This is a genomic window from Patulibacter americanus DSM 16676 (assembly GCF_000420025.1).
Lineage (GTDB): Bacteria > Actinomycetota > Thermoleophilia > Solirubrobacterales > Solirubrobacteraceae > Patulibacter > Patulibacter americanus.
Map to the genome: position 1 here is coordinate 73,075 of NZ_ATUD01000004.1, position 23,967 is coordinate 97,041.

General features: G+C 74.8%; 21 protein-coding genes. 13 read left to right on the forward strand and 8 right to left on the reverse strand.

Annotated elements, in window-relative coordinates; translation table 11 throughout:
• Positions 1-327 precede the first annotated feature (327 nt).
• Positions 328-1,371, forward strand: coding sequence for a 3-deoxy-7-phosphoheptulonate synthase (gene aroF / locus F593_RS0108725; protein WP_022928375.1), 1,044 nt, complete (start codon positions 328-330; stop codon positions 1,369-1,371).
• 13 nt (positions 1,372-1,384) lie between these two features.
• Positions 1,385-2,686 (forward strand): 3-phosphoshikimate 1-carboxyvinyltransferase, encoded by a 1,302-nt coding sequence (gene aroA / locus F593_RS0108730; protein ID WP_022928376.1) that lies wholly within the window; start codon positions 1,385-1,387, stop codon positions 2,684-2,686.
• A gap of 48 nt (positions 2,687-2,734) precedes the next feature.
• Here the strand turns inward: aroA and F593_RS0108735 are convergent, their stop codons facing one another.
• The 4 genes from F593_RS0108735 to F593_RS0108750 all read right to left on the reverse strand — a co-directional run bounded on the left by F593_RS0108735 (position 2,735) and on the right by F593_RS0108750 (position 7,089).
• Positions 2,735-4,165, reverse strand: coding sequence for a sigma-70 family RNA polymerase sigma factor (locus tag F593_RS0108735; RefSeq protein WP_169449177.1), 1,431 nt, complete (start codon positions 4,163-4,165; stop codon positions 2,735-2,737).
• Between the two features lie 10 nt (positions 4,166-4,175).
• A complete protein-coding gene (locus F593_RS0108740; protein ID WP_022928378.1) occupies positions 4,176-4,580 on the reverse strand; it encodes a hypothetical protein in 405 nt (134 codons plus the stop codon).
• A 67-nt stretch (positions 4,581-4,647) separates the two neighbouring features.
• Positions 4,648-5,673, reverse strand: coding sequence for a hypothetical protein (locus tag F593_RS0108745; RefSeq protein WP_157251682.1), 1,026 nt, complete (start codon positions 5,671-5,673; stop codon positions 4,648-4,650).
• Positions 5,674-5,820: 147 nt separating this feature from the next.
• Entirely contained in the window at positions 5,821-7,089 is a 1,269-nt protein-coding gene (locus F593_RS0108750; protein WP_022928380.1) for an MFS transporter, read from the reverse strand.
• An 85-nt stretch (positions 7,090-7,174) separates the two neighbouring features.
• Here F593_RS0108750 and cmk point away from each other — a divergent pair, with 85 nt between their 5' ends.
• The 4 genes from cmk (at position 7,175) to F593_RS28030 (ending at position 12,874) form a co-directional block, all read left to right on the forward strand.
• The gene (gene cmk, locus F593_RS23680) at positions 7,175-7,852 is read left to right on the forward strand and encodes a (d)CMP kinase (protein WP_342672893.1); all 678 of its coding nucleotides are present in this window, start codon (positions 7,175-7,177) and stop codon (positions 7,850-7,852) included.
• The gene (der, locus tag F593_RS23685) at positions 7,849-9,339 is read left to right on the forward strand and encodes a ribosome biogenesis GTPase Der (protein WP_022928382.1); all 1,491 of its coding nucleotides are present in this window, start codon (positions 7,849-7,851) and stop codon (positions 9,337-9,339) included. The genes cmk and der overlap by 4 nt, the downstream gene beginning before the upstream one ends.
• A gap of 271 nt (positions 9,340-9,610) precedes the next feature.
• Positions 9,611-10,831 carry a methionine adenosyltransferase gene (gene metK / locus F593_RS0108765; RefSeq protein WP_022928383.1) on the forward strand — a complete coding sequence of 407 codons (1,221 nt, stop codon included), beginning with the start codon at positions 9,611-9,613 and terminating at the stop codon, positions 10,829-10,831.
• A gap of 204 nt (positions 10,832-11,035) precedes the next feature.
• Positions 11,036-12,874 (forward strand): purple acid phosphatase family protein, encoded by a 1,839-nt coding sequence (locus F593_RS28030; RefSeq protein ID WP_022928384.1) that lies wholly within the window; start codon positions 11,036-11,038, stop codon positions 12,872-12,874.
• Here F593_RS28030 and F593_RS23695 read toward each other — a convergent pair.
• Positions 12,801-13,787, reverse strand: a complete 987-nt coding sequence (locus F593_RS23695; protein WP_022928385.1) for a DMT family transporter — start codon at positions 13,785-13,787, stop codon at positions 12,801-12,803. The two genes, F593_RS28030 and F593_RS23695, sit on opposite strands and share 74 nt — an antisense overlap.
• 48 nt (positions 13,788-13,835) lie before the next feature.
• Here F593_RS23695 and F593_RS0108780 point away from each other — a divergent pair, with 48 nt between their 5' ends.
• On the forward strand, positions 13,836-14,402 hold the full coding sequence (locus tag F593_RS0108780) for a TetR/AcrR family transcriptional regulator (protein WP_022928386.1): 567 nt from the start codon (positions 13,836-13,838) through the stop codon (positions 14,400-14,402).
• Between the two features lie 18 nt (positions 14,403-14,420).
• On the opposite strand, the gene F593_RS0108785 is transcribed toward F593_RS0108780, so the two are convergent.
• Positions 14,421-15,293, reverse strand: a complete 873-nt coding sequence (locus F593_RS0108785; RefSeq protein WP_022928387.1) for an NAD(P)-dependent oxidoreductase — start codon at positions 15,291-15,293, stop codon at positions 14,421-14,423.
• Between the two features lie 181 nt (positions 15,294-15,474).
• On the opposite strand from F593_RS0108785, the gene priA reads away from it, so the two are divergent.
• Positions 15,475-17,631 (forward strand): replication restart helicase PriA, encoded by a 2,157-nt coding sequence (gene priA, locus F593_RS23700; protein ID WP_022928388.1) that lies wholly within the window; start codon positions 15,475-15,477, stop codon positions 17,629-17,631.
• Between the two features lie 27 nt (positions 17,632-17,658).
• On the opposite strand, the gene F593_RS0108800 is transcribed toward priA, so the two are convergent.
• Together F593_RS0108800 and F593_RS0108805 are read right to left on the reverse strand one after the other, a co-directional pair.
• Positions 17,659-18,504 carry an ABC transporter permease gene (locus F593_RS0108800; protein ID WP_022928389.1) on the reverse strand — a complete coding sequence of 282 codons (846 nt, stop codon included), beginning with the start codon at positions 18,502-18,504 and terminating at the stop codon, positions 17,659-17,661.
• Positions 18,501-19,475: a daunorubicin resistance protein DrrA family ABC transporter ATP-binding protein gene (locus F593_RS0108805; RefSeq protein WP_022928390.1), complete on the reverse strand. Its 975-nt coding sequence runs from the start codon at positions 19,473-19,475 to the stop codon at positions 18,501-18,503. Before F593_RS0108805 ends, F593_RS0108800 begins: the two co-directional genes overlap by 4 nt.
• Positions 19,476-19,635: 160 nt before the next feature.
• Between F593_RS0108805 and def the strand changes: the two genes are divergently transcribed.
• The 5 genes from def to rpe all read left to right on the forward strand — a co-directional run bounded on the left by def (position 19,636) and on the right by rpe (position 23,799).
• On the forward strand, positions 19,636-20,208 hold the full coding sequence (gene def / locus F593_RS0108810; RefSeq protein WP_022928391.1) for a peptide deformylase: 573 nt from the start codon (positions 19,636-19,638) through the stop codon (positions 20,206-20,208).
• Entirely contained in the window at positions 20,205-21,068 is an 864-nt protein-coding gene (gene fmt / locus F593_RS0108815; RefSeq protein ID WP_022928392.1) for a methionyl-tRNA formyltransferase, read from the forward strand. The genes def and fmt overlap by 4 nt, the downstream gene beginning before the upstream one ends.
• A complete protein-coding gene (locus F593_RS0108820) occupies positions 21,065-22,507 on the forward strand; it encodes a transcription antitermination factor NusB (RefSeq protein WP_022928393.1) in 1,443 nt (480 codons plus the stop codon). Before fmt ends, F593_RS0108820 begins: the two co-directional genes overlap by 4 nt.
• A 258-nt stretch (positions 22,508-22,765) precedes the next feature.
• A complete protein-coding gene (locus F593_RS29240; RefSeq protein WP_084629766.1) occupies positions 22,766-22,984 on the forward strand; it encodes a YfgJ family double zinc ribbon protein in 219 nt (72 codons plus the stop codon).
• 119 nt (positions 22,985-23,103) lie between these two features.
• Complete coding sequence (gene rpe, locus F593_RS0108830; RefSeq protein ID WP_022928395.1) at positions 23,104-23,799, forward strand: ribulose-phosphate 3-epimerase; 696 nt, start codon at positions 23,104-23,106, stop codon at positions 23,797-23,799.
• The last annotated feature ends 168 nt before the right edge of the window (positions 23,800-23,967 follow it).

Consider the following 23,967-nt stretch of genomic DNA (forward strand, 5'->3'; position numbering starts at 1 on the left):
GGTGCGCTACGCTGGCCGCGTCGATGTCGACGACCGCCCCTCGAGCCCTGCCTTTCGCAGCCGAGTATTCCCCGGTCGTCGCTCCGCGCCCCGATGCGTCCTACGTGGACGTCTTCGCGTGGCGCACCTGGCGATTTCGCTAGGCATCCGGTCGTCGCGCCCTGATCTCTGAGGAGGGGGAGCGACAGCGCTCCCTCCCGGGGAGTCGTGCGATCGGGTGCCGGAGACCTCCCTCGCCGTTCGGGACGGCGAATCCGCGAAACCCAATCGACGATGTCGGACGTACCGTGAGCAGACGCTGAACGGGCGTCCGTGAGGAGCCAGCAGATGATGATCGTGATGAAGTCCGACGCCACCGAGGAGCAGATCCAGGCGGTCGTCTCACGGGTGCAGCAGGCGGGGGGCCGGGCGCACGTGAGCGCCGGGGACGAGGTGACGCTGGTCGGCGCGATCGGCGTCGATCCCGCGGGCCGCGAGGCGGTCGGCGAGCTCGCCGCCGAGCCCGGGGTCGACCAGGTGGTGCCGATCTCGAAGCCCTACAAGCTCGCCTCGCTGCAGATGACGGGCGGCCGCGAGTCCACCCTCGAGATCGCCGGGCGCAAGATCGGTGGCGGCGCGTTCGCCACGATCGCCGGCCCCTGCACCGTCGAGAGCTACGACCAGACGATGTCGACCGCGCGGATCATGCGGGACGTCGACGTCCAGTTCTTCCGCGGCGGCGCGTACAAGCCGCGCTCGTCCCCGTACAGCTTCCAGGGCCTCGGCCACGAGGGTCTCGAGATCCTCCGCCAGGCCAAGGAGGAGACGGGCCTGCCGATCGTCACCGAGCTCATGGACGTCCGCGACGTCGAGGCGGTCTGCGAGGTCGCCGACGTCATCCAGGTCGGCGCCCGGAACATGCAGAACTACCCCCTGCTGACGGAGATCGGCAAGAGCGGGGTGCCGGCGTTGATCAAGCGCGGGCTCTCCGCCACGCTCGAGGAGCTCCTGATGGCCGCGGAGTACGTCCTGAAGGAGGGCAACCCGAACGTCATCCTCTGCGAGCGCGGCATCCGCACCTACGAGACGACGACCCGCTTCACGCTGGACATCGCCGCCGTGCCGGTGCTGAAGGAGCTCACGCACCTGCCGATCGTCGTCGACCCCTCGCACGCGGCCGGCCGGCGCGACCTCGTGCTGCCCCTGTCCATGGCCGCGGCTGCCGCGGGCGCGGACGGGATCATCGTCGAGACGCACCCCGAGCCCGAGAAGGCGGTGTGCGACGGACCGCAGCAGATCCGCGCGAGCGAGTTCGGCGCGTACCTCCGCCAGGTCGAGGCCGCGGCGGCCCTGGTCGGCCGCGTGCCCGCGCCCGTCTCGGTCCCCGCGTAGCCTGCCCTCCGACATGGACGCGACGTTCGCCCCCTCCGGCCCCCTGAAGGGGCGGCTCACCCCGCCCGCCGACAAGTCCATCAGCCATCGCGCCGCCATGGTCGGCGCGATGGCCACGGAGCCCGTCACGGTCACGAACTACCTCGCGGCCGAGGACACGCTCTCGACGCTGCGGGCGATGGGCACCATCGGCGCCCTGCCGAGCCGCGAGGGGTCGACCGTCGTGATCCGCGGGGTGGGCCTGCGGGCGCCCGATGCGCACGGCGAGACGATCGACGTCGGCAACGCCGGCACGCTCATGCGCCTGCTGCCCGGCTGGCTCGCCGGGCAGGAGGGGCGCTCGTTCCGCTTCGACGGCGACGCCTCCATCCGCCGCCGGCCCGTCGACCGCATCGCCGTGCCGCTCCGGCTGATGGGTGCGAACATCGAAGCCACGGACGACCGGCTGCCGCCGTTCACGGTCCACGGCACGCAGCTGCAGGGCATCACCTACGAGCTGCCCGTGGCGTCGGCGCAGGTGAAGAGCTGCGTGCTGCTGGCGGGCATGATGGCCCACGGCGACACGACCGTGATCGAGCCGGTGCCCAGCCGTGACCACACGGAGCGCCTGCTCTCGCGCCTCGGCGTGCCGCTGTGGCGGACGGGCGACGCGATCACCGTCGGGCACGTCGACGAGCTGACCGTGGAGGACATCCGGGTGCCCGGCGACCTCTCCTCCGCGGCGTTCCCGATCGTCGCGGGCGTGCTCGTGAAGGGCTCGCGCCTGCTGATCGAGGGCGTGAACGTCAACTGGACCCGCGCGGGCATCCTGAACGTGCTCGAGCGGATGGGCGCCGTCGTGATCGGCGAGCGCGAGGAGCGGGTCGACGGCGCGGTCCCCGGCGAGGAGCCGATCGCCGACCTCGACGTCGCCCACGGCCCGCTGCGTGGCACGACCGTCGAGGCCGCCGAGGTCCCCCTCGTCATCGACGAGCTGCCCCTCGTCGCGCTCCTGGGCTGCTTCGCCGAGGGCGAGACGGTCGTCCGCGGCGCGGAGGAGCTCAAGCACAAGGAGTCCGACCGGATCGCGACCGTCGTGGACGGCCTGCGGGGTCTGGGCGCCCACATCGAGGCCACGGACGACGGCTTCGTCGTCCAGGGCGGCACCGGCATCCGTGGCGGCACGATCCACGCCCACGGAGATCACCGCCTGGCGATGCTCGGCGCCGTCGCCGGCCTGGCGTCCCGCGAGGGCGTCACCGTCGTCGGCATGGAGGCCGCCGAGGTCTCCTACCCGGGCTTCGGCGAGCACGTGGCGCGGCTGCAGCGCGCCTGAGCGGCGGGACGCGCGTCGGGCCCGCCGACCGACGCGCGCCCGGCGCGGTCACGGCCCGCAAAGCTCCGCGCGGCGGATCCAGCCCCGGACGCGGTAGGCGTCGGAGACCACGCGCGCCCAGTCCCCTGAGGGGTCGAGGCGCTGGATCGATACGGGCTGCTGCGCGCCCAGCGTCCCGCGGAACACGCCGCGGGCGCTCGGGGCGTCCACGAGGTAGTGGTCGCCGCGGCAGGCGCGGGCGGCCACCTCGCCCGGGCGGGCCCGTCGCGGGCGGCGCTGCTGCGAGCCGGTGCGGTCCGCCGGCCGGCAGATGACGTCGAGCCGCACGATCGCGGGCCGCGGGAGCGGGGTGGCGGCGAAGAAGATCCGGTGGGAGCGCAGGGTGGCGCGCTCGTCGTGGCCCAGGCCGTAGCGCAGCGGCGGGCGACCGCGACCGGGCACGAAGCCGGAGAACGCGCTGCCGGCGGGGCAGGTCACGGTGACCGTCCGCGGGGTGTCGTCCGGCGGACGGCCCGCCTCGATCCGGACGGTGGTGCGGATCACCGCCATGCCGGTCGGCAGCGGCTGCCCGCGGCGGACCGTCCCCCCGAGGAGGTCCCGCCCGACGAGGGTCGCCGGCGCCGGCTGCCCCGCGCCGAGCGTGCGGTGCTGGACGATCAGCCCGCCCGTGGCGGAGACCGCGACCACGCCGGCGAGCGCCGCGGTCTTCGTGCCGACCCCGAGCTGCGACGCGCCGCCGGCCAGGCCCAGCAGCGGCAGCACCGGGGGCGCGAGCGCCTGGAGGCGGCGGTCGACCCGGCGCAGATCCCGCCGGTAGCCGCGGCACGCCGAGCAGGTCTGCAGATGCAGCCGGGCGTTCTCGGGCGGCCGGGCGCCCCGCTCGTGGGCGGTGTGCAGCAGCGGCCGGACGCTCAGGCACTCGGCGTCCCGCGCGTCCTCGGCGCGGACGAGCCGCGTGCGGGCGCGCTGGATCGACATGTGCACGGACGGCGCGCTGACCCCGAGCTCGTCGGCGATCTCGGCGACGGGTCGCCCGTCGACGGCGTGGGCGAGCAGCGCGTGACGCTGGGCGTCCGGCAGCTCCGCGATGTCCTCGGTCAGGCGGCGGAGCCGCTCGCGGCGAAGCACCAGCATCTCGGGCGTCCCCTCTCGGTCGTGCAGCCCGGCGTGGTCGTCGATGGGCACCTCCGGCCGACGCGTGCGGCGGCGCAGCTCGTCGATCGTCGCGTTGCGCGCCAGACGGTAGAGCCAGGGCCCGAGGCGGTCGGGGGCGAACCCCTCGCGCAGCACGGCGTGGGCCCGGACGAGCACGTCCTGGACGACGTCGTCCGGGTCGACCGCGCCCGGGCGGCTGAGCGACGCGGCGTAGCGGCGCAGGCGCCGGCGGTACCGGGCGTCCAGGGTCTCCCAGGCGTGCTCGTCACCGTCGGCGACGCGGTGGAGCAGGGCGGTGTCGCGGGACACCCGAGGGCCGCTCACGGGGCGTCCCTCACCGGCGGCCCAGGGCGTAGATCCGCCCGTTCCGGGTCGTCCGGTCGTAGCGGACCACGAGGCGCACGCTGCGGCGCCCGATGTAGCGCTCGCTGCCCGGGGCAAGCTGCAGGTTCTGGCCTCCGCTGACCGCCAGGCCGACGAGCTTGGTGCCCGTCGGCACGGTCAGCGTCGTCGTGCGCGGCTTCGAGCCCCGGCGCATGACGATCTCGCGGTAGACGAGGCGGTCGCCGCGGCGCAGCGGGCGCCCGCGGTCCGCGTCGGTGCCCGGGACGGAGACCGGCGACGTGCGCCCGGTGAACAGCTTCTGGGGGCCGACCGAGGGCGTCGACGCGTCGGCGGCCGACCCGAGCGCGAGGAGGGGGACGAGGACGAACAGGACGGTGCGGCGGGGACGGGACATGGGGACAGCTTGCCGGGACGGTGGGGGGTGTCCGCGCGGCACGCCGGCCGCGCGGACGGGGACGGGCCTAGCCCTGGTGCGGGATCAGGCGCAGGACGCCGTCGCTGCCGACGACGGCGAGGCCCTCGGGGCCGGCGGGAACGCTCTTCCCGTTGTCCGACCCGGTGGGGACGGTCGACACGCTGCGGCCGCTGGGCACGCTCCACGTGTGCAGGCCCGTGGTGCCCCGGACGGCGCTGACCCGCGCCCCGTTCGGGGAGACGGTCAGCGGTCCGAAGCCCGTCTCGTTGTACGCCGAGCCGCCGAAGGACGTCCGGGAGACGACGGACGTGCGCCCGTTCGCCCGGACGACGCGGAGCGCGAAGGTGAACCCGGCGCCGCCGCGCTCGCGGGGCGTGGCGGTCGTGTACGCGAGGCCCCCGCCGCGGATCGGCGTCGTGGCGCGGATGGAGGTGGTGGCGCTGAGCGAGGTCGCCGCCGCCTGCCGGGCCTCCACCGTGGAACGGCGGCCGGTGAGCGTGCCGCTGTGCAGCGTCCACCCCTGCTTGCCCCCCGTGCGCTGCAGCCGCGCGAAGGAGACCCGACCGGCGAGGAGTCCGGGGGCGGAGAGGTCGGTGCCCGGGGCGGACACCGGCAGGCGCTTCGGGGCGGCGCTGCCGTCGAGCGGCAGCACGTACAGGGCCCCGCGCTGGACGGGCTGGCTCGACGGCCGCGTGCGGAACGTGGTGGTGTTGGCGGTCGCGACGACGGCGACGGCCTTCCCGGCCCGGTCGGTGCCGACGGCGACGTCCACCGGTGCCGTCGGGAGCGCCCGGTCGATGACGCGCGGGGCGGCCCCGGGGCCGTCGCGGACGACGAGCACGGCGCGCTTGCCGGTGGCGTCGGTCCGGCGCAGCCACGCGACGGTGGCGCCGGAGGCGGAGACGGCGATCGGCCGCTGCTCGAGGACGACCGCGTCGGCGGGCGGCGCAGGGCTCGGGGTCGGCGCGGCGTGCGCGGCGGAGACGCCCAGCGCGGGGACCACGACGAGGGCGCCGAGGGCGACGCGACGGACGCCGCGGGGGACGGACGGCAGGGACGGGAACACGGGCACGGATGACTCCTGGGGGACGGAGGGGGACGGTGTTGCAGAGGAGGAGACGGCGAACGGTCGCGGGATTCACGGACCTTCCGCGGACGTTCTACGGGACCGCCGCGGGCGGGACGCCGCGAGGGCCCGTGCGGACGTGCCCGGCCGGCCTCAGGTCGGGGCCGACGACGGCGCCGGCGCCCCGACGTCGAGGGGGTGCTCGAGCTCGTCCCGGCGCAGGCCCAGCCCCCAGAGCACGGCCACGCCCGCCACCGCCGGCACCACACCCACGGCCACGAAGACGGCGCCGATCCCGAACAGCTCGCCCGCGGGCCCCGCGAGCGCCATCGACACCGGCATGAGCCCGAGCGAGACGAACCAGTCGAGGCTGGAGACGCGGCCCTGCAGACGGCCCGGCACCCGGCGCTGCAGCAGGGTGCCCCAGATGACCTGGCCGCCCGAGTCGACGAGCCCGACGAGGAAGAGCAGCGCGAGCATGATCCAGAACACCTGGAGCAGCCCGATCGCGGCCATCGGCAGCGTGCCCACGCCCCACATGAACAGCATCGCCGTGAGGTAGCGCCGGGGGAGGGGTCGCGAGGAGACGATCAGGGCGCCGATCCCGGAGCCGACCCCGTAGGCGGCGAGGAGCAGGCCGTACTCCGAGGAGCCGCCGCCGACCTGCTCCTTGACCGCGAACGGCAGGAGCACCTCGATCGGGCCGATGATGAACAGCACCGCGACCATCGCGAAGAGGAGGGTGCTCCACAGCCACCGCTCGCCGCGCACGTAGCGCCACCCCTCGACGAGCTCCGTCAGGGGGGAGGTCGCCGGCGCGGCCTCGCTCGCGCGGGGGGAGGGCACGTGGCGCATGGCCGCCAGGCAGACGACGGACACCACGTACGTCGCACCGTTGGTGAGCATCGCGACGCCGGGACCGGTGGCGGCGACGAGCAGCCCGCCGAGGGCGGGGCCGCTCGCGTACAGCGCGAGGGGCCGGATCACCCCCTCCAGCCCGTTGGCCGCCAGGAGCTCGTCCTCGGGCACGAGCTGTGGGACGAGCGCCGTGAACGCGGGGACGAAGAACGCCTCGGCCGAGCCGATCACCAGGGCGCCGACCACGAGGTGCCAGAGCTCCAGCCCGCCCGTGACGGAGAGGACGCCCAGCGTGACGGTCGCCGCCGCCCGGGCCACGTCGGTGGCGAGCATGATCCGCCGCCGGGAGAAGCGATCCGCGACGACGCCGGCGAGCAGGATGCAGCCGACGAGTCCGACCGCGAACGCGGTGGTGACGAGGGAGAGCTGGACGGGCCCGCCGCCGAGCTCGATGACCTGCCAGGCCAGCGCCACGAGCCACAGGCCGTCACCGACCAGGGACACGCTGAGGCCGGCCCAGAGGAGGCGGAACTCCCGGTGGCGGAGGGGACGGAGGGCGCGCACGGCGTCCGTACTTGTAGCGGTCGCCGCCCGTCCGTCGCCGCCTCCCCGCCCGGCCCCCGCCCCGCTCGGAGCAGGGTCGCCGTCTATCCTGGGTGGGATGCTCGTCGCGATCGACGGTCCTGTAGGGGCCGGCAAGTCCACCGTGGCGCGTGCCGTCGCCGCCCGCCTGGGGTTCACCTACCTCGACACCGGTGCCATGTACCGCTGCGTCGCCCTGGCGCAGATCCAGGACGAGGCGTCGGACCTCAAGCGCACCACGGAGGACCTGCGGATCGACTTCGAGGGCGACCGCGTGCTGCTCGGCTCGGCCGATGCCACGGAGGCCATCCGCACGCCGGAGGTCTCGCAGCGGGCGTCCGTGGTGGCGACGGACCCCGAGGTGCGCGAGCAGCTCGTGGACCGCCAGCGCGGGCTCACCCAGCGCGGCGACTGGGTCGCGGAGGGCCGGGACATCGGCACCGTCGTGCGCCCCGACGCCGAGCTCAAGGTCTTCCTGACCGCGAGCGACGAGGAGCGTGCCGGCCGGCGCGCCGCCCAGACGGGCCGCAGCATCGCGGAGGAGCTGGCCGACCTCCGCGAGCGCGACGAGCGAGACCGCACCCGTGAGGCATCCCCGCTGGTGCGGGCCGACGACGCCGTCGAGCTCGACACCACCGGTCTGCCCTTCGACGAGGTCGTCGAGCGGATCGCGCGCATGGCCGAGGACGTCCGCGCGGGCACCCCCGCGGCGGAAGCAGCACCACAGCAGGCGGAGAACACATGAGGCAGGTCGCGATCGTCGGGTTCCCGAACGTCGGGAAGTCGTCCCTGGTCAACCGGCTCACGGGCCGGCGCGAGGCCGTGGTCCACGAGCGGGCCGGCATCACGCGCGACCGCAAGCACCTCGAGGCGGAGTGGAACGGGCGCAAGTTCGAGCTCGTCGACACGGGCGGCGTGGACGCGCTGGACCCCGACCCCATGGCCGCCGCGATCCTGGACCAGGTCCGCTCCGCGCTGGCCACGGCCGACGTCGCGGTGATGGTCGTCGACGCGAAGTTCGGGCTGCGCCCGGGCGACGCCGAGCTCGCCGACATCCTGCGCCGCTGGCACGGGCCCAAGCTCGTCGCCGCGAACAAGATCGACGTCGGCAAGGACATCCCGACGGCCTCCGAGTTCTACGGCCTCGGGCTCGGCGAGCCGATGCCGGTGTCCGCCGCCCAGGGCCTCGGCACGGGCGACCTCCTCGACAAGATCGTGGAGCTGCTCCCGGAGGGCGACGACGGCGCCGGCGACGACGGCGCGCTGCGCCTGGCCATCATCGGCCGGCCGAACGTCGGCAAGTCCACGATGTTCAACAAGCTCGTGGGCGACGAGCGCACGATCGTCTCGAACGTCGCGGGCACGACCCGCGACGCGATCGACCTGCCGATGGAGATCGACGGGCGCCCGATCGTGATCGTCGACACCGCCGGCATGCGGCGGCAGTCGAAGGTCTCGGAGTCCGTCGAGTACTACACGACGCTGCGCTCCCAGCGGGCGGTCGACCGGGCCGACGTCGCGATCGTCGTCTGCGACGCCGCCGACGGGGTGACGAGCCAGGACTTCCGCGTCGCCGAGCTCGCGATGCGGGCCAACTGCTCCACGCTGCTCGTGCTCAACAAGTGGGACGAGCACAACATGAGCGACGACGACCTCGCCCACGAGCGGGCGCGCGTCCAGCAGAAGCTCCGCCTGCGCCCGCGCGTCCTCACGGCCTCCGCCATGACGGGCCGCAACGTCCAGCGCGTGATCGCCGAGGCGATCACCCTGGGCGACAAGCGCAAGGGCCGCATCCCGACCTCGCAGCTCAACCGCTTCCTCGGCGAGGTCGTCGAGGCCAAGCAGCCGCCGGCCGTCCGCGGCGCCCGGCTGAAGATGCTGTACATGACGCAGGTGGGCGAGGAGCCGCCCCGCTTCTCGATCTCCGTCAACGACCGGGCCCGCGTCGTGCGCTCCTACGCGTACTTCGTGGAGAACCGGCTGCGTGCGCGCTTCGGCTTCGACGGCGTGCCGATCGTCATCGACTTCAACGAGCGCAAGAGCCGCCGCAGCGAGGTTTCCATGAGCCCCGCGCGCCAGCGCCGCAAGATCGAGGCGGAGATGGCGCCGGACGAGGACGAGTTCCCCGTCGACGAGGCCGACCTGCCCGAGGTCCCCGAGTACGAGATCGGGCCCGAGATCGACGACCTTCCGTGGGTCGACGCCGGGTCCGACGACGACCTCGACGACTGAGCGCCGACGCCGGGGCCGCCCCGGCGTCGCCCGCCGCCGCTGCTCGCGCGGCAGGGCGCGGGCGGGGGCCCGGCACCCGACAGCGCCAAAGCGCGTCATGTCGATAGGCTTTCCCGGCTTCTCGGAGTTGCTGCGTGCCGTCGTCCCCGGCGCCCGCGCGTCCGGCACGACGCGCGCCCCCGGGTGCCGTCCTGGCCCGGGCCCCGCGCGAGAGTCGGACGACCGTGCCCAGCCCGGGACATTCACCCGCTGACGTCGATCCCAGGATCCCATGAGCCAGTACGCAGACAACGAGTACCTGTTCACCTCGGAGTCCGTCTCCGAGGGTCACCCCGACAAGGTCGCCGATCAGATCTCTGACGGTGTGCTGGACGCGGTGCTCGCGGCCGACTCCAACGTCGAGAAGGCCCGCGTGGCCTGCGAGGTGCTCGTCAACACCGGCCTCGTCGTCGTCTCCGGCGAGATCCGCACGGACGCGTACATCGACATCCAGCAGATCGCGCGCGACACGATCAAGGAGATCGGCTACACGCACGGCGACCTCGGCTTCTCGTTCGACTCCTGCGCCGTCCTCAACGCGATCGACCCGCAGTCCGCGGACATCGCCCAGGGCGTCGACGACGCGACGGAGCACAAGGGCGGCTCGGCCGACGAGTTCGACCTCGAGGGTGCCGGCGACCAGGGCATCATCTTCGGCTACGCGACGAACGAGACGCCGGAGTTCATGCCGGTCGCGATCCAGAACGCGCACCGTCTCGCCGAGCGCCTCGCCAAGGTCCGCAAGTCGGGCGAGCTCGACTACCTGCGCCCGGACGCGAAGACCCAGGTCTCCGTCCGCTACCGCGACGGCAAGCCCGTCTCGATCGACAAGCTCCTGATCTCCACGCAGCACTCCGAGGACGTGCTCGATCAGAAGCAGATCAAGTCCGACCTCTGGGAGCACGTCGTCAAGCACGTCCTCCCGGGCGACATGTACGACGAGAACACGCTGCTGGACGAGTTCCTGGTGAACCCGACGGGCCGCTTCGTCATCGGCGGTCCCGTCGGCGACACCGGCCTGACCGGCCGCAAGATCATCGTCGACACCTACGGCGGCTCCGCCCGCCACGGTGGCGGCGCGTTCTCCGGCAAGGACTCCTCGAAGGTCGACCGCTCCGCCGCGTACGCGACGCGCTGGGTCGCCAAGAACGTCGTCGCCGCCGGCCTCGCCGACCGCGCCGAGATCCAGGTCTCCTACGCCATCGGCGTCGCGCAGCCCATCTCGATCCTCGTCGAGACGTTCGGCACCGAGAAGGTTCCGCACGCCACGATCGAGAAGGCCGTCCGTTCGGTCTTCGACCTCCGCCCGCTGGCGTACCGCCGCCACCTGAACCTCTTCCGCCCGATATTCCAGAAGACGGCCGCCTACGGCCACTTCGGTCGCGAGCTCGAGGAGTTCACCTGGGAGAAGCTGGACAAGGTCGACGAGCTGAAGGCCGCCGCCGGCCTGTAGCGCATGGTCTGAGGCCCGCCTCAGACGCATACGCGCCGCCGAACGGGTTCTTCCCGGCGGCGCGGGATCGGGTCCGTTCTCCGCAGGGGGGCGGGCCCGACGTCGTTCTGGGTGGCGGCGGTCCGCGTCGTTCGCGCTGTCTCGTAGGCGCTAACCGGATCGTCACGATTCGCGCCCTACCCGTGCGTAGCTTGCGGTGTCGACGTGTCGACGCTCCGCCCGGTCCTGCCCACCCCCGGCCGTCCGCGCCCCCGCTCGGGGCGCTTGGTCGCGCTCGCCGTGGTCTCCGTCGGCGTCCTGCCCGGGGTCGCGGGGGCGGCGGAGCCCGAGCTGCCCTACCGCGCCACCCCCGTGCCCGACCGCGTGGTGATGTCGCCGACCACGACGCCGGAGCGCTCACAGACGTTCGGCTGGCGGACGGACGGCGAGACCGCCACGGGCCGCGCCGAGGCCCAGCGGATGGAGGGTGGTGCGGCCGTCGGCCCCGTGATCGCGGCCGACGCGACGACCGCCGACCGGCGGACGGTCGGGCACGAGGGGGGTCGGGACTACGCCGTCCGCCACCACCGCGCGAAGGTGGCGGGCCTCGACCCGGGCGTCACCTACCGCTACCGCGTCGGCTCCGACGCCGGCTGGAGCCCGTGGCGCACGTTCACCACGGCCGACCCCGACCCGGAGAAGCCGTGGCGCTGGCTCGCCGTCGGCGACGCCCAGAACGGGCTCGACGACCGGTGGCCGGTCAACATGGGTCGCGCCCTCGCCGCCGTACCGGACGCGGCGCTCGTCGTGCACGCTGGTGACCAGATCAACCGGCCCACGTTCGACAAGGACTGGGGCGACTGGTTCGCGGGCCTGGGGGAGGCGGCGGCCACCAAGAACCACCTCACCGTCCCCGGCAACCACGAGTACTCCTACGACGCCGACAGCATCGACCTGCTGGGCAGCAACTACCTGGCGCACTTCCCGGTGGAGCCCAACGGCGCGACGCTCGGTCGGAACACCACCGTCGTGGACCACCGGGGCGTCCGCTTCATCACGCTCGACACCGGCCTGGCCGGGATCGACGCCATCGCGCTCGCCAACCAGCGCGCGTGGCTCGCCCGGCAGCTCGAGGACCACCGCCAGCGCTTCACGGTCGTCACCTTCCACTTCCCCGTCTACACGGCGGCCGACCGGTTCCCGAGCGACAACCCGGCCGTCCGCGGCGCGTTCGGGGACCTCCTGGAGCGGCACGACGTCGACCTCGTGCTCAACGGCCACGACCACACGTACGCCCGCGGCTTCAAGACCCGCAACGGGCCGACCTACGTCGTCAGCGTCCTCGGGCCGAAGTACTACGACCAGCAGCCCGACGGGCGGAACACGTGGACCGCCAACGGTGCGACGCGCGTGGTCGCGGCGGCGGAGACGTCGACGTTCGGGGCGATCTGCATGCTGGGCGACCGGCTGGTCTTCGAGTCCGTGATCGCCGCGAAGGGCGAGGCGTCGACGACCGTGCGGGAGGTCGGCGAGCCGCTCGACGCGTTCACGATCGACAAGCGCGGCGGCCGCAAGCAGGTGCTCGAGGGCGGCCGCTGCGCCACCGGCGACCCGCGGCCGGCCGAGCCTGGTCCCGCCCCGGGCGACGCGCCCGTCGGGGACCCGGCCCCGTCGACGCCGCTCGGCGGGCCCGTCGGGCCGCCGTCGGGCCCCGGCGCGTCCGGTGCGATGCCGTCCCGGCTCCGCGGACCGGCACTCCGTTGGCGGGGGACGACCGCCGTCCCGCGCAGCGGTGCGCTGCGCCTGCGGCTGACGTTCGGGGCCCCGGGTCGGCTGACGGTCACGGCCGCCGACCGCCGCCGCCCGGGGCGCCGCGTCACGGCGACGGTCCGGCGGACGGTGACGCGCGCCGGTGCCCGCACGGTCGTCCTGCGCCCGACGGCCGCGGCCCGCGCGACGCTCCGGCGCACCGGCCGCCTGCCCGCACGCGTCACGGTGTCGTTCCGGCCGGAGAACGGTCCCGCCCGGACCGTCCGCCGGACCGTGCGGCTGCGGCTCCGCTGACCGCCAGCGCGGCGACGAGCGCCAGGGCCAGGCCCGAGACGGTCAGGAGCGTGAGCGGCTCGCCGAACATCGCCGCGCCCCACACCGACGTGACGGGGGCGATGAGGAACAGCAGGCCGTTGACGGGCGTCACCCCGATGCGCTCGACGAGCAGCCAGTAGAGGCCGTAGCCGCCGAACGTCGGCAGGACGACGAGCCACGCCGTCGCGAGCCAGAACCCGCTCGTGGCGGGCGGGACCGCGTCGGACGTGACGAGCGCCAGGACGGTGAAGACGACCGCCGAGGTCGTGCAGTGGACCGCCAGCGCCGCGAGCGGGGGAGTCCTGACCGCGGTCCGGCGCTCGACGAACGTCGAGGCCAGCAGGCTCAGCATCCCGGCGAACGGCACGAGGTACGCCCACCACGGCGCCGTGCTCGTCGGCGCGGTCGCGTCGGACCAGGTCACGAGGACGACGCCCGCGAGCCCGAGCGCCAGCCCCGCCCGCTGGCGCGCGCTCACGGCGACACCCAGCAGGGGGCCGACGAGCGCGGCGGCCACGAGCGGCTGCAGCCCGTCGATGAGCGCGGTGGTGCCCGTGCTCACGCCGAGCCCGATCGCGCCGTAGACCGTCAGCAGGTAGCCCGACTGCGAGAGCAGGCCGACCACCACGTGGGTCCCGACGTCGCCCCGGGTCCGCCCCCGAAGGCCGTGCCCCGCCCGCGCGAGCGCCAGCGGCACGAGGACGAGGGCGAGCGGGACGAACCGCCACATCAGGGTGGTGGCCACGGGGGCCTCCGCGGAGCCGAGCTTCGCCCCGATGAACCCGGAGGACCAGCAGAGCACGAACACCACGGCCAGACCGGTCGTGATCCAGGCGCGGCGCGTGAGCCGCGGCGCGGCGCGGCGCCGCGGTATACCGATCGGTGTACCCATGCGGGGCGACTATACAGATCGGTATACCCGAGTCGCTATGCTTCGTCCATGACCGAGGCCATCGCCTGGACCCCGAAGGCGCAGGCGGTCCTGCAGGCCGCGTCCGAGCTCTTCTACGCCCGCGGCATCCATGCCGTGGGGGTCGACGCCATCGCGGAGCGCGCGGGCGTCACGAAGAAGACGCTCTACGACCGCTTCGGCTCGAAGGAGCGCCTCGTGGCGGAGTACCTGGGGGCGCGGGACCGGGAGTGGCGCGTGCTGCTGACGGAGCGGATGGAGGCCGCGGGCCCGGATCCGCGCGCGCGGCTGGCCGAGGTCTTCGCGGCCGCGGCCGACTGGGCGCGAGCGCGGGGGACCAACGGCTGCGCGATGGTCAACGCGCACGCCGAGATCTCGGACCCGTCCCACCCCGCCCACGCGGTGATGGTGGAGGAGAAGCGCTGGACGCTCGCGCTGTTCGTCGACCTGGCCGCGGCGGCGGGGGCCGCGGACCCCGGCCGCCTCGGCGCCCAGCTCATGCTGCTGCACGAGGGCGCCGTCGTGACCGCCGGGATGGGGGCCGTCGAGGACCCCTTCGGCGCCGCGCGCGCGGCGGCCGCGGCCCTCGTGGGGTGACCGCGACCGGGCGGGACCTCAGTCCTGCTTGACGCCCTTGTAGAGCGCGGCCATGTCGTCGTCGCCGTGCCCGGCCTGGTCGGCGCGGTCGAGGTGCTCGGCGGCGACGGCCGCGATGCCGTTGCGCACGCCGGCGCCGTCGGCCGCAGCGCCCACGAGGCGGGCGTCCTTCAGCGCGTTCCTGACGGAGAAGCTCGGGGCGTAGGCGCCGTCGAGCATCGCCTGGCCCTTGACCTGCAGGTAGGGCAGGTCGAGCGGGCCCCCCGAGACGGACTCGAGGAACGTGCGCGGGTCCACGTCGAGGCCCTCGGCCAACGCGAACGCCTCGGCGGTGGCGGCGGTCACCGCGAGCACCCACGAGTTCGCCACGAGCTTCACGCGCGTCCCGGCGCCGGCCCGGCCGACGCGCATGGTGCGCGAGCCGATGGCGTCGAAGACCGGCGTGGCGACGTCGAGCGCGTCGTCGGTGCCGCTCGCGAGGACCACGAGCGTGCCGTCCTGCGCGGGCTTCAGCGTGCCGAGGACCGGGGCGTCGACGAAGCGCAGGCCGAACTCCTCGGCCAGCTCGGCGAGGCCGTGGGTGCCCTCGACGCCCACGGTGCTGGTCTGCACCCAGACCTGCCCGCGGTCGAGGCCGGGCGCGGCGGCGGCGATCGTCTCGCGCACGGCGTCGATCGCGTCGAGCATCGTCACGACGACATCGGCCCCGTCGACCGCCGCGGCCGGGGTCTCGGCGACCGTGGCGCCGTCGTCGGCGAGCGGACGGGCCTTGTCGAGCGTGCGGTTCCACACGCGCAGCGGCAGCCCGGCGCGCAGCAGGTTGCGGGCCATCGGCAAGCCCATGGTGCCCGTGCCCAGGAGGGCGACGGTGGGGCGGGTCTCGGTGCTCATGCAGGTGCTCCGGTCTCCGGCGGCGGTGTCCCGCCGGGTCTGTGGGGTCTCGGGGGCCTGTGCCCGTTCGAGCATGGGCATCATCGCGCCGGGGGCGGTCGACCGGCGGCGTCGCCGGGCACCCGGGCGGGCGGCCCGGCGCGTACGGGTCCGGGATCGGGCCGTGCGACCATGCCCTGCGGTGTTCGGACCCCGCGTCATCCAGGTCGAGCCGCTCGTCACGGCCCGCGGCGTGCGCGGCCCCTTCGACTACGCGCGCCCCGACGGCTGCGATGTGGGCAGCGTCGTCGACGTGCCCTTCGGCCGCCAGCGCCTGCGCGGCGTCGTCACGGCGCTGGCCGAGGAGTCGGAGCACAAGCTCAAGGCGCCGACGGCGGTCCTCGACGTCTCGCTCCCGCCCGAGCTCGTGCGGCTGGCGCTGTGGATGGCCGACGACGTCGTCTCGACCCCCGCACGCTGCCTCGAGCTGCTCCTGCCCCCGGAGGGCGTGGCGGAGCGCACGCGGTTCTGGGCCGACCCGGTGCTCCCGCCGCCGCGGCCCGATGGTCCCCCCGCGCCGGCCGAGGGCGACGACCGCTACACCGGGATCCGCCTGAACGCCAACCAGCGCGCGGTGCTCGACCGCCTGCCGGACTGGGCGGGGGACGACCTGCCGACCCTGCGCCGGCTCGAGTCGCGCGGCCTGGTCGAGATCAGCGCGCGCGCCCGCCCGCGGCGGCCGGAGCACCTCGACGTCGGCGCCCACCACGGCGACGGCCGCAGCGCCCCCGTCCTCAACCCGGACCAGGCCCTCGCGGTCGAGCGGATCGCCGCGGTGCTCGACGACCCGGGCACCGACCCCCACGAGCGTCGCCTGCTGCTGCACGGCGTGACGGGCTCGGGCAAGACCGAGGTCTACCTCCAGGCCGCCCAGCGCGTCATCGAGGCCGGCCGCACCGTGCTCGTCCTCGTCCCGGAGATCGCGCTGACGCCCCAGACCGTCGCGCGCTTCCGCCGCCGGCTGGGCGAGACGGTGGCGGTGCTGCACTCCGGGCTCTCGAAGGGCGAGCGCCGCGACGAGTGGTGGCGGCTGCGCTCGGGCGAGGCGCGGATCTGCGTCGGCCCGATGTCGACGGTCTTCGCGCCCGTCTCCGACCTGGGCCTCGTGATCGTCGACGAGGAGCACGACCCGGCCTACAAGCACGACGGGGACCCCCGTTACGACGCCCGCCGCGTCGCCGCGTGGCGCGCGCAGCAGCACGACGCCGTGCTGCTCGTCGGCTCGGCGACCCCGCGACCCGAGTCGTGGGCGTCGCTGCGCCGCATCGGCCTGCCCCGCCGCGCGGACGGCCGCGACATGCCGCTGGTGCGGCTCGTCGACGTGCGCGGCACCCGCGGCACGCTGCACCCCGACGTCCACCGCGCGATCGCCGACGCCCGCAAGGCGATCGTGCTGCTCAACCGCCGCGGCTGGGCGACGTGGATGGAGTGCGCCGACTGCGGCCACACGTGGGAGTGCCCGAACTGCGACGTCTCCCTCGTGCTGCACGGCGCGAGGCCGGGCACGGACGGCAGCGGCCCGGGGGGCTCGCTGCGCTGCCACCACTGCGGCCACCAGGAGCGCCCGCCGACGCGCTGCGTGGCGTGCCAGTCCGTCTCCGTCGGCCAGCACGGCCTGGGCACGGAGCAGCTCGCGGACGACCTGCCCGGGCACGTCTACCGGCTCGACGCCGACGTCCGGGACCGCGCGAGCGTCCTCGAGGCGTTCGGCGCGGCGGACCACGGGATCCTCGTCGGCACCCAGATGATCGCGAAGGGTCACGACTTCCCCGACGTCGAGCTCGGCGTGGTCGTCGACGCCGACGCGACGCTGCGGTTCCCCGACTTCCGGGCCCAGGAGCGCACCTTCCAGCTCGTCGCCCAGCTCGCCGGCCGCGCGGGGCGCGGGGGAGGACCGGACGCGGCGCCGGCACGGGTGCTCGTCCAGACGCGCGCGCCCGACGACGCGTCCCTGCGCTTCGCCGCCCGGCACGACGCCCACGGATTCCTCGTGGAGGAGATCGAGCGGCGCCGCGCGCTGGGCTACCCGCCGTTCTCCACGATCGTGCGCGTGGTCTGCGAGCACCCGGACGAGGCCCGCGTGCAGGCCGCCGCCGACGCGGTCGCCGTGCGGATGCCGGAGGACACGATGGGCCCCGTCCCGCTCTTCCGCCGCCAGGGCCGGTTCCGGCGCCAGCTGCTCGTGAAGGCGCCGCAGCGGGCGGCGACGGTCCACGCCGTCCGGTGGGCCGTGAGCGCCGTCATCGGCGAGGCCGCCCACCGCGGCGTGATGCTGGCCGTCGAGGTCGATCCCCGCTGAGCGGGCCGACCGGGCGGACCGCGCCCCTCAGCCCCGCGTCCGGTACAGCCGCGTCGTGAGCGGCACGAAGATCGCGGTCAGCGCCGCGGCCTCGCCGAGCACGAGCAGGATGTCGCCCGCCGACGCGCTCCCGTCGATCAGCCCGCGAACCGCGGTCACGACGTGCGAGACCGGGTTGACGCCCACGAACCACTCGAGCACCTGCGGCAGCGTCTCCGGGGCGACGAAGATGTTCGACAGGAACACGAGCGGGAACAGCGCCATGAAGCCCGTGTTCATCACCGCGCTCGGGGAGCGCATGAGCAGCCCCACCGTGGTGAACACCCAGGCCAGCCCGAACGCGAAGAGGGCGAGCAGCGCCATCCCCGCGAGGATCCCGAGGACCCCGCCACCGGCCTCGAAGCCCAGGATCAGGCCCAGCACGATCGTCACTGTCGCGGCGACGACGTAGCGGACGAGGTCGCCGACCGCGGCGCCCAGCAGCGGCGCGGGCGACCACATGGGGAGCGAGCGGAAGCGGTCGACGACGCCCTTGGTCATGTCGGTGTTCAGGGTCACCCCGGAGTAGACCGTGGTGAACAGCACGGCCTGCACGAGCACGCCGGGCAGGACGAACTGCAGGTACTCGTCCGTCGAGCCCGCCACGGCGCCGCCGAAGAGGTAGACGAACATCACGAGGAACAGCACCGGCGTGATCGTCACGTCGATGAGCTGCTCCGGCACGTGGCGGATCTTCCGCATGGCGCGCCACGCGAACGCGAGGCACGCGGTGGCGGCGCTGGCGCGCTGCGGGCGCTCGCTGCGGCTGAGGGCGGCGTCGAGCGCGCGCTCGCGTTCGACCTGGGTGGGGGCGACGGGGGTCGTGGTGCTCATGCCGCCACCTCCTCCGCCTCGGTGCCCGCGGGTCGGCCCGTCAGCGCGAGGAACACCTCGTCCAGGCTGGGCTGCCCGACCCCGAACCCGGCTACGGGCACGCCGGCGTCGACGAGCGCGGTGACGGCCTCGGCCGCCTGCCCCGCGTCGCCCACGGGCACGGAGAGCGCCGTCGGATCCGGCTCGAGCGTGACCTCGGCGTCCAGGCCGCGCGTCAGCAGTGCCTCGGCCTCGGCCCGCTGCGCCGGATCCTCCACGCGCAGGTGCAGCGCACTGCGGCCCACGGACGCCTTGAGCTGCGAGGGCGTGCCCTCCGCGATCACGCTGCCGCGGTCGATGACCGCGATGCGCGACGCGAGCTGGTCGGCCTCGTCGAGGTACTGGGTGCAGAGCAGCACCGTCGTGCCCCGGGTCACGAGTGCGCGGACGATCTCCCAGACCTCGTTGCGGGAGCGCGGGTCCAGGCCCGTCGTCGGCTCGTCGAGGAACAGCAGGTCGGGGGTCACGACGAGGCTGGCGGCGATGTCGAGCCGACGCCGCATGCCGCCGGAGTAGTGCTTCGCCAGGCGGCCCGCGGCGTCCGTCAGGCCGAACGCCAGCAGCAGCTGCTCGGCGCGCTCGGCGGCCCCGCGGCGGGAGTACCCGAGCAGCCGGCCGAGCAGCAGCAGGTTCTCGCGCCCCGTCAGCTCCTCGTCGACGGACGCGAGCTGGCCCGTCAGGCTGATGCGGTCGCGGACGGCGGCGGCCTCCGTCACGACGTCGTGGCCGAGCACGCGCGCCCGCCCGCCGTCCGGCCGCAGCAGCGTGGCCAGCATGCGGATCGTGGTGGACTTGCCGGCGCCGTTCGGGCCGAGCACGCCGTAGACCGTGCCGGCGGGGACGGCGAGGTCCGCGCCGTCGACGGCGCGGGTGTCGCCGAAGGTCTTGACGAGCCCCTCGGCCTCGATGGCGAGGGGTGAGCGGGATGACATGGGCGTCTCCGGAGGTCGGGGTGTCGGGGTGAGGACCGCCGGGCGCGGCGGGACTCATCGGTGCTGCGCCGATCCTGGGGGTTGAAGGGTGGTCGAGGTCAAGGCCCCGCGGCCCGCCGGGGGGCGGGCGAGGTCCGGGCGGCGCTACCCTCGGTGGTTCATGGCGGACGTCAGGACCCCCGAGGAGACCACCCGTCAGGAGGCCGAGGCCGCGGCCCGGCGGCGTGCGGCGATGCAGGCCATCCGGCAGTGGGGCGACCCCGTGCTGAAGGCCCGCGCCCGCGACGTCGACACGTTCGACGAGCCGCTGCGCAAGGAGCTCGACGTCATGGGCCAGCTCATGAACGCCGCCCACGGCGTCGGCCTCGCCGCCAACCAGGTCGGCACGCTGCACCGGGTGCTCGTCTACGCCGTGGACGGCGGCGAGGGTCCGGTCCGCAAGCTCGTCAACCCCGTCATCGAGTGGCGCGGGGCGGAGAGCGAGGTCGCGACGGAGGGCTGCCTGTCGCTCCCCGGGGTCCAGGTCGACGTGGAGCGTGCCGTGCACCTGCGGCTGCGCGCCCAGGACGACGACGGAGCGCCGATCGCGATCGAGGCCTCCGGCTTCGAGGCCCGGATCATCCAGCACGAGATGGATCACCTCGACGGCATCCTCATCCTCGACCGCACCTCGCGCGACCAGCGCAAGCGGGCGATCCGCGAGCTGCGCGCGGCGGCCGCGGGCGACGCATGAGCGCCGAGCCCACCGTCCGTCCCGTCCGCACGGTCTACCTCGGGACGAGCTGGTTCGCCGCCGACGTGCTGCGCCGGCTCGTCGCCGCCGACCGTGCGCCCGCGCTCGTCCTCACGCGCCCAGACCGCCCCGCCGGCCGCGGGCGCCGCCTCACGCCGCCGCCGGTGGCCGAGGCTGCGGGCGAGCTCGGCCTGCCGCTGCTGCAGCCCGACGCGCTCGACGACGCCGCGGTCGCCCGCGTGGCCGCCGCCGAGCCGGACGCCCTGATCGTCTGCGCGTACGGGGCGATCGTCCGCGAGCCGCTGCTCTCGGCCTACCCGATCCTGAACGTCCACCCGTCGCTGCTGCCGCGCTGGCGCGGCGCCGCGCCGATCGAGCGCGCGATCATGGCCGGCGACGCCGAGACGGGCGTGTCGATCATGGAGCTCGTCGAGGAGCTCGACGCGGGACCGGTCCAGCTGCAGGAGACGTTGCCGATCGGCCCCGACGACACCTACGGCGACGTCGCCCCGCGGCTCGTCGAGCTGGGGTCGCAGATGCTGCTGCGGGCGCTCGACGCCGTCGCCGACGGCACGCTGCAGGCCACGCCGCAGCCCGAGGAGGGCGTGACGTACGCGGAGAAGATCGCCGCCGCCGACCGCGACCTCGACCCGGCCGCACCCGCGCAGGTCCAGCACGACCACGTCCGCGCCCTGGCGCCGCACATCGGGGCGCGCCTGCGGCTCGACGACGGCACCGTGCTCGGCGTGCGCCGCACCCGCATCGCCGAGGACGGCGGCCTCGAGCTGCTCGAGGTCCAGCCCCCCGGCGGCAAGCCCATGCCCTACGACGCGTACCTGCGCGGACGGAACAGCCGATGAGCGACTCCGAGCTCCCCAAGCGCGGCTCCGGCCGCCCCGACCGCTGGGAGCGCCGCCCGAAGCGCGGCCCCGAGCGCACCGGCCGTGCCGGCACCCCGCAGGGACCGGGCGCCCCCGCCGGCGGGCCGAAGAGCGGCGGGCCCCGCCCGGCGGGTGGCGACGGCGCGCAGCGCGGCCCCCGGGCGGCCGGACGCCCCAAGGGGGCCCCGCGCGGCCCCGACAAGGCGGGCCCGGCCCGCCGGGCCGCGTACGAGGTCGTCGTCCGCTCGCTGCGCGACGGCGCGTTCGCCGACCGCGCGCTCCACGGCGTGGCCTCTGAGCTCGAGCCGCGCGAGCGCGGCCAGGCCAAGCGGCTCGCGTTCGGCGCGATCCAGCGCCGGCTCACGCTCGACCACGTCATCGCCCAGCACGTCGACCGCACCCTCGACGTCGAGGTCCGTGCCGCGCTGCACATCGGGCTCTACGAGTTGCTCTTCAGCGACGGCGTGCCGGCGCGCGCGGCGGTCGCCTCGGCCGTCGAGCTCGCGAAGCCGAACATCGGGTTCAAGCTCGTCAACGCCGTGCTGCGCCGAGTGTCGGAGGACGGCGACGCCGCCACGAAGATCCCGAAGGACGACACGCCCGAGGGCGCCGCGATCCGCCACAGCCACCCGCTGTGGATCGTGCAGCGCTGGTGGGCGTGGCTCGGGCCGAACGCCACCCGCGCGCTGCTCGCCGCGGGCAACCGGCCGTCCGAGCTCGTCCTGCGCGCGAACGGCCTGAAGGCCGCGGTCGCCGAGGAGGAGGGCCTCGTCGTGCCCGGTACGCCGTTCGACGAGGCGATCCCCGAGGCCCGCAAGGTCGAGGGCGCCCTCGACGTCCTCGGCGACCCCGGCTGGCATGCCGGCGTGTACGTCGCGATGTCCTACGGCTCCATGGTCGTCGCGCGCGCCGTCGCACCCCAGCCGGGCGAGCGCGTGCTCGACATGTGCGCGGCGCCGGGCGGAAAGACGACCCACATGGCCGACCTCATGGGCGGCGAGGGCACCATCGTCGCGCTCGAGAAGCACGGGGGACGCGCTCGCGCCCTGCGCCGCACCTGCGAGCGCGTCGGGGCGGACAACGTCGAGGTGATCCACGCCGACGCCCTGGACCACCCGATCGAGGCCGGCTCGTTCGACCGCGTGCTGCTCGACGCCCCGTGCAGCGGCCTTGGCACGCTGGCCTCGCACCCCGACCTGCGCTGGCGCATCACGGAACGCGACCTGCGCGAGCTGGAGACGCTCCAGGGCGACCTGCTCGACGTCGCCCAGAAGGCCGTCCGCCCCGGCGGCCGCGTCGTCTACTCCATCTGCACGCTCAACCCGGGCGAGGAGCGACTCCCGGAGGGCGAGATCCGCCGCCTCTACCCGCACCGGGACCACACCGACGGGTTCTACGTCTCCGCCGTCGACGCCTGAGGGACCGCGGACGCTCGGCGGCAGGGCGGACGGCCGGCCAGTGCCGGGGCGTGCCCGGGGCCGACGATGTACGTCTCGCCGCGGCCGTCGAACGAGACGTGGATCGTCCGCGCCCTACGCGGTCGATGAACGTCTCGTCGTACCGGGGTGCGCCGAGACGTCCATCGCCGTCGCGTCGCCGAGCGTGTTCCTGCTGCACCCGGCGGGTATACCCAGGGGTCGCAGGGGTGGGCGAAGGCGACTTGCCATGATGGCCGCATGGAGGTTGATCTCGGCCTGAGCTGCCCCGGGTGCCACGAGCCGTGGCTCCGGCCCACGAACCTCCCCGGGCGCTACCGGTGCGTGAACTGCCTCTCCCGGTACGAGCTGCGTTCCGTCTGCCCGAACTGCGGCGAGCACTCCACCATCGTCCGCATGTCGAAGACGGCGACGCTCGCCTGCAACCACTGCGGCAGCTCCATGCTGGTCCAGGTGTAAACGAGCGGGCCCCGCCCCGAGCGTCTCGGGCCGGGACCGCGCAGGACGTCGGCGCGGCTCGGCGCACCCGCAGAGCGGTGACAGGTCGGGCGCCCAGCCCCGGCGGTAAGGTGGCCCGCGTGACCGATCCGGATCCCCGCCTCGCGCGCCTCACGGGCGTCGCCCCCTCCATCCTCGCCAGCGACTTCGGTCGGCTGCGCAGCCAGGTCGAGGAGGTCGTGGCCGCCGGCGCGACGACGATCCACATCGACGTGATGGACGGGCACTTCGTCCCGCCGATCACCATGGGCCCGCTCGTCGTCGACGCGCTGAAGGGCGTCGACGCCGTCCTCGACGTGCACCTCATGATCGAGCGGCCCGAGCGGCAGCTCGCCGACTTCGCGAAGGCCGGCGCCGACTGCCTCACGGTCCACGCCGAGGCCACGCCGCAGCTGCACTACGCCCTGGGCCAGGCCCGCGAGCTCGGGACCCTGGCCGGCCTGGCGGTCTGCCCCGGCACCGGCCTCGACGCGCTCGAGGAGACGACGGAGCTCGTCGACCTCGCGCTCTGCATGACGGTCAACCCGGGCTGGGGCGGCCAGAAGTTCATCCCCAGCTCGTTCGACAAGATCGGCCGGATCGCCGAGCGGCTCACCCCGGGCGCCGTCCTCCAGGTCGACGGCGGCGTCGACCTCGCCACGATCGGCCGCTGCGCCGCCGCGGGCGCCACGAGCTTCGTCGCCGGGTCCGCCGTCTTCGGGCAGGCCGACCCGGGCGAGGCCGTCCGGGCGCTCCAGGCGGCCGCGGACGCCGGCGTCGGCGCCGTCGGCGGCTGACCCCGGCCGGTCGCGCGGCGTCGCGGGGCCGTCCCGCGGCCATCCGGCCGCCGTCGCGCGACCGTCGACCGGCCACCTTGCTGCCGGCCCGCGGCCGTCCCGCCGACCCGGGGATCTCCCGAAGGCCTGGGGGATGACCCCCGTATCGCGCGACGTACGCCCGCGGCT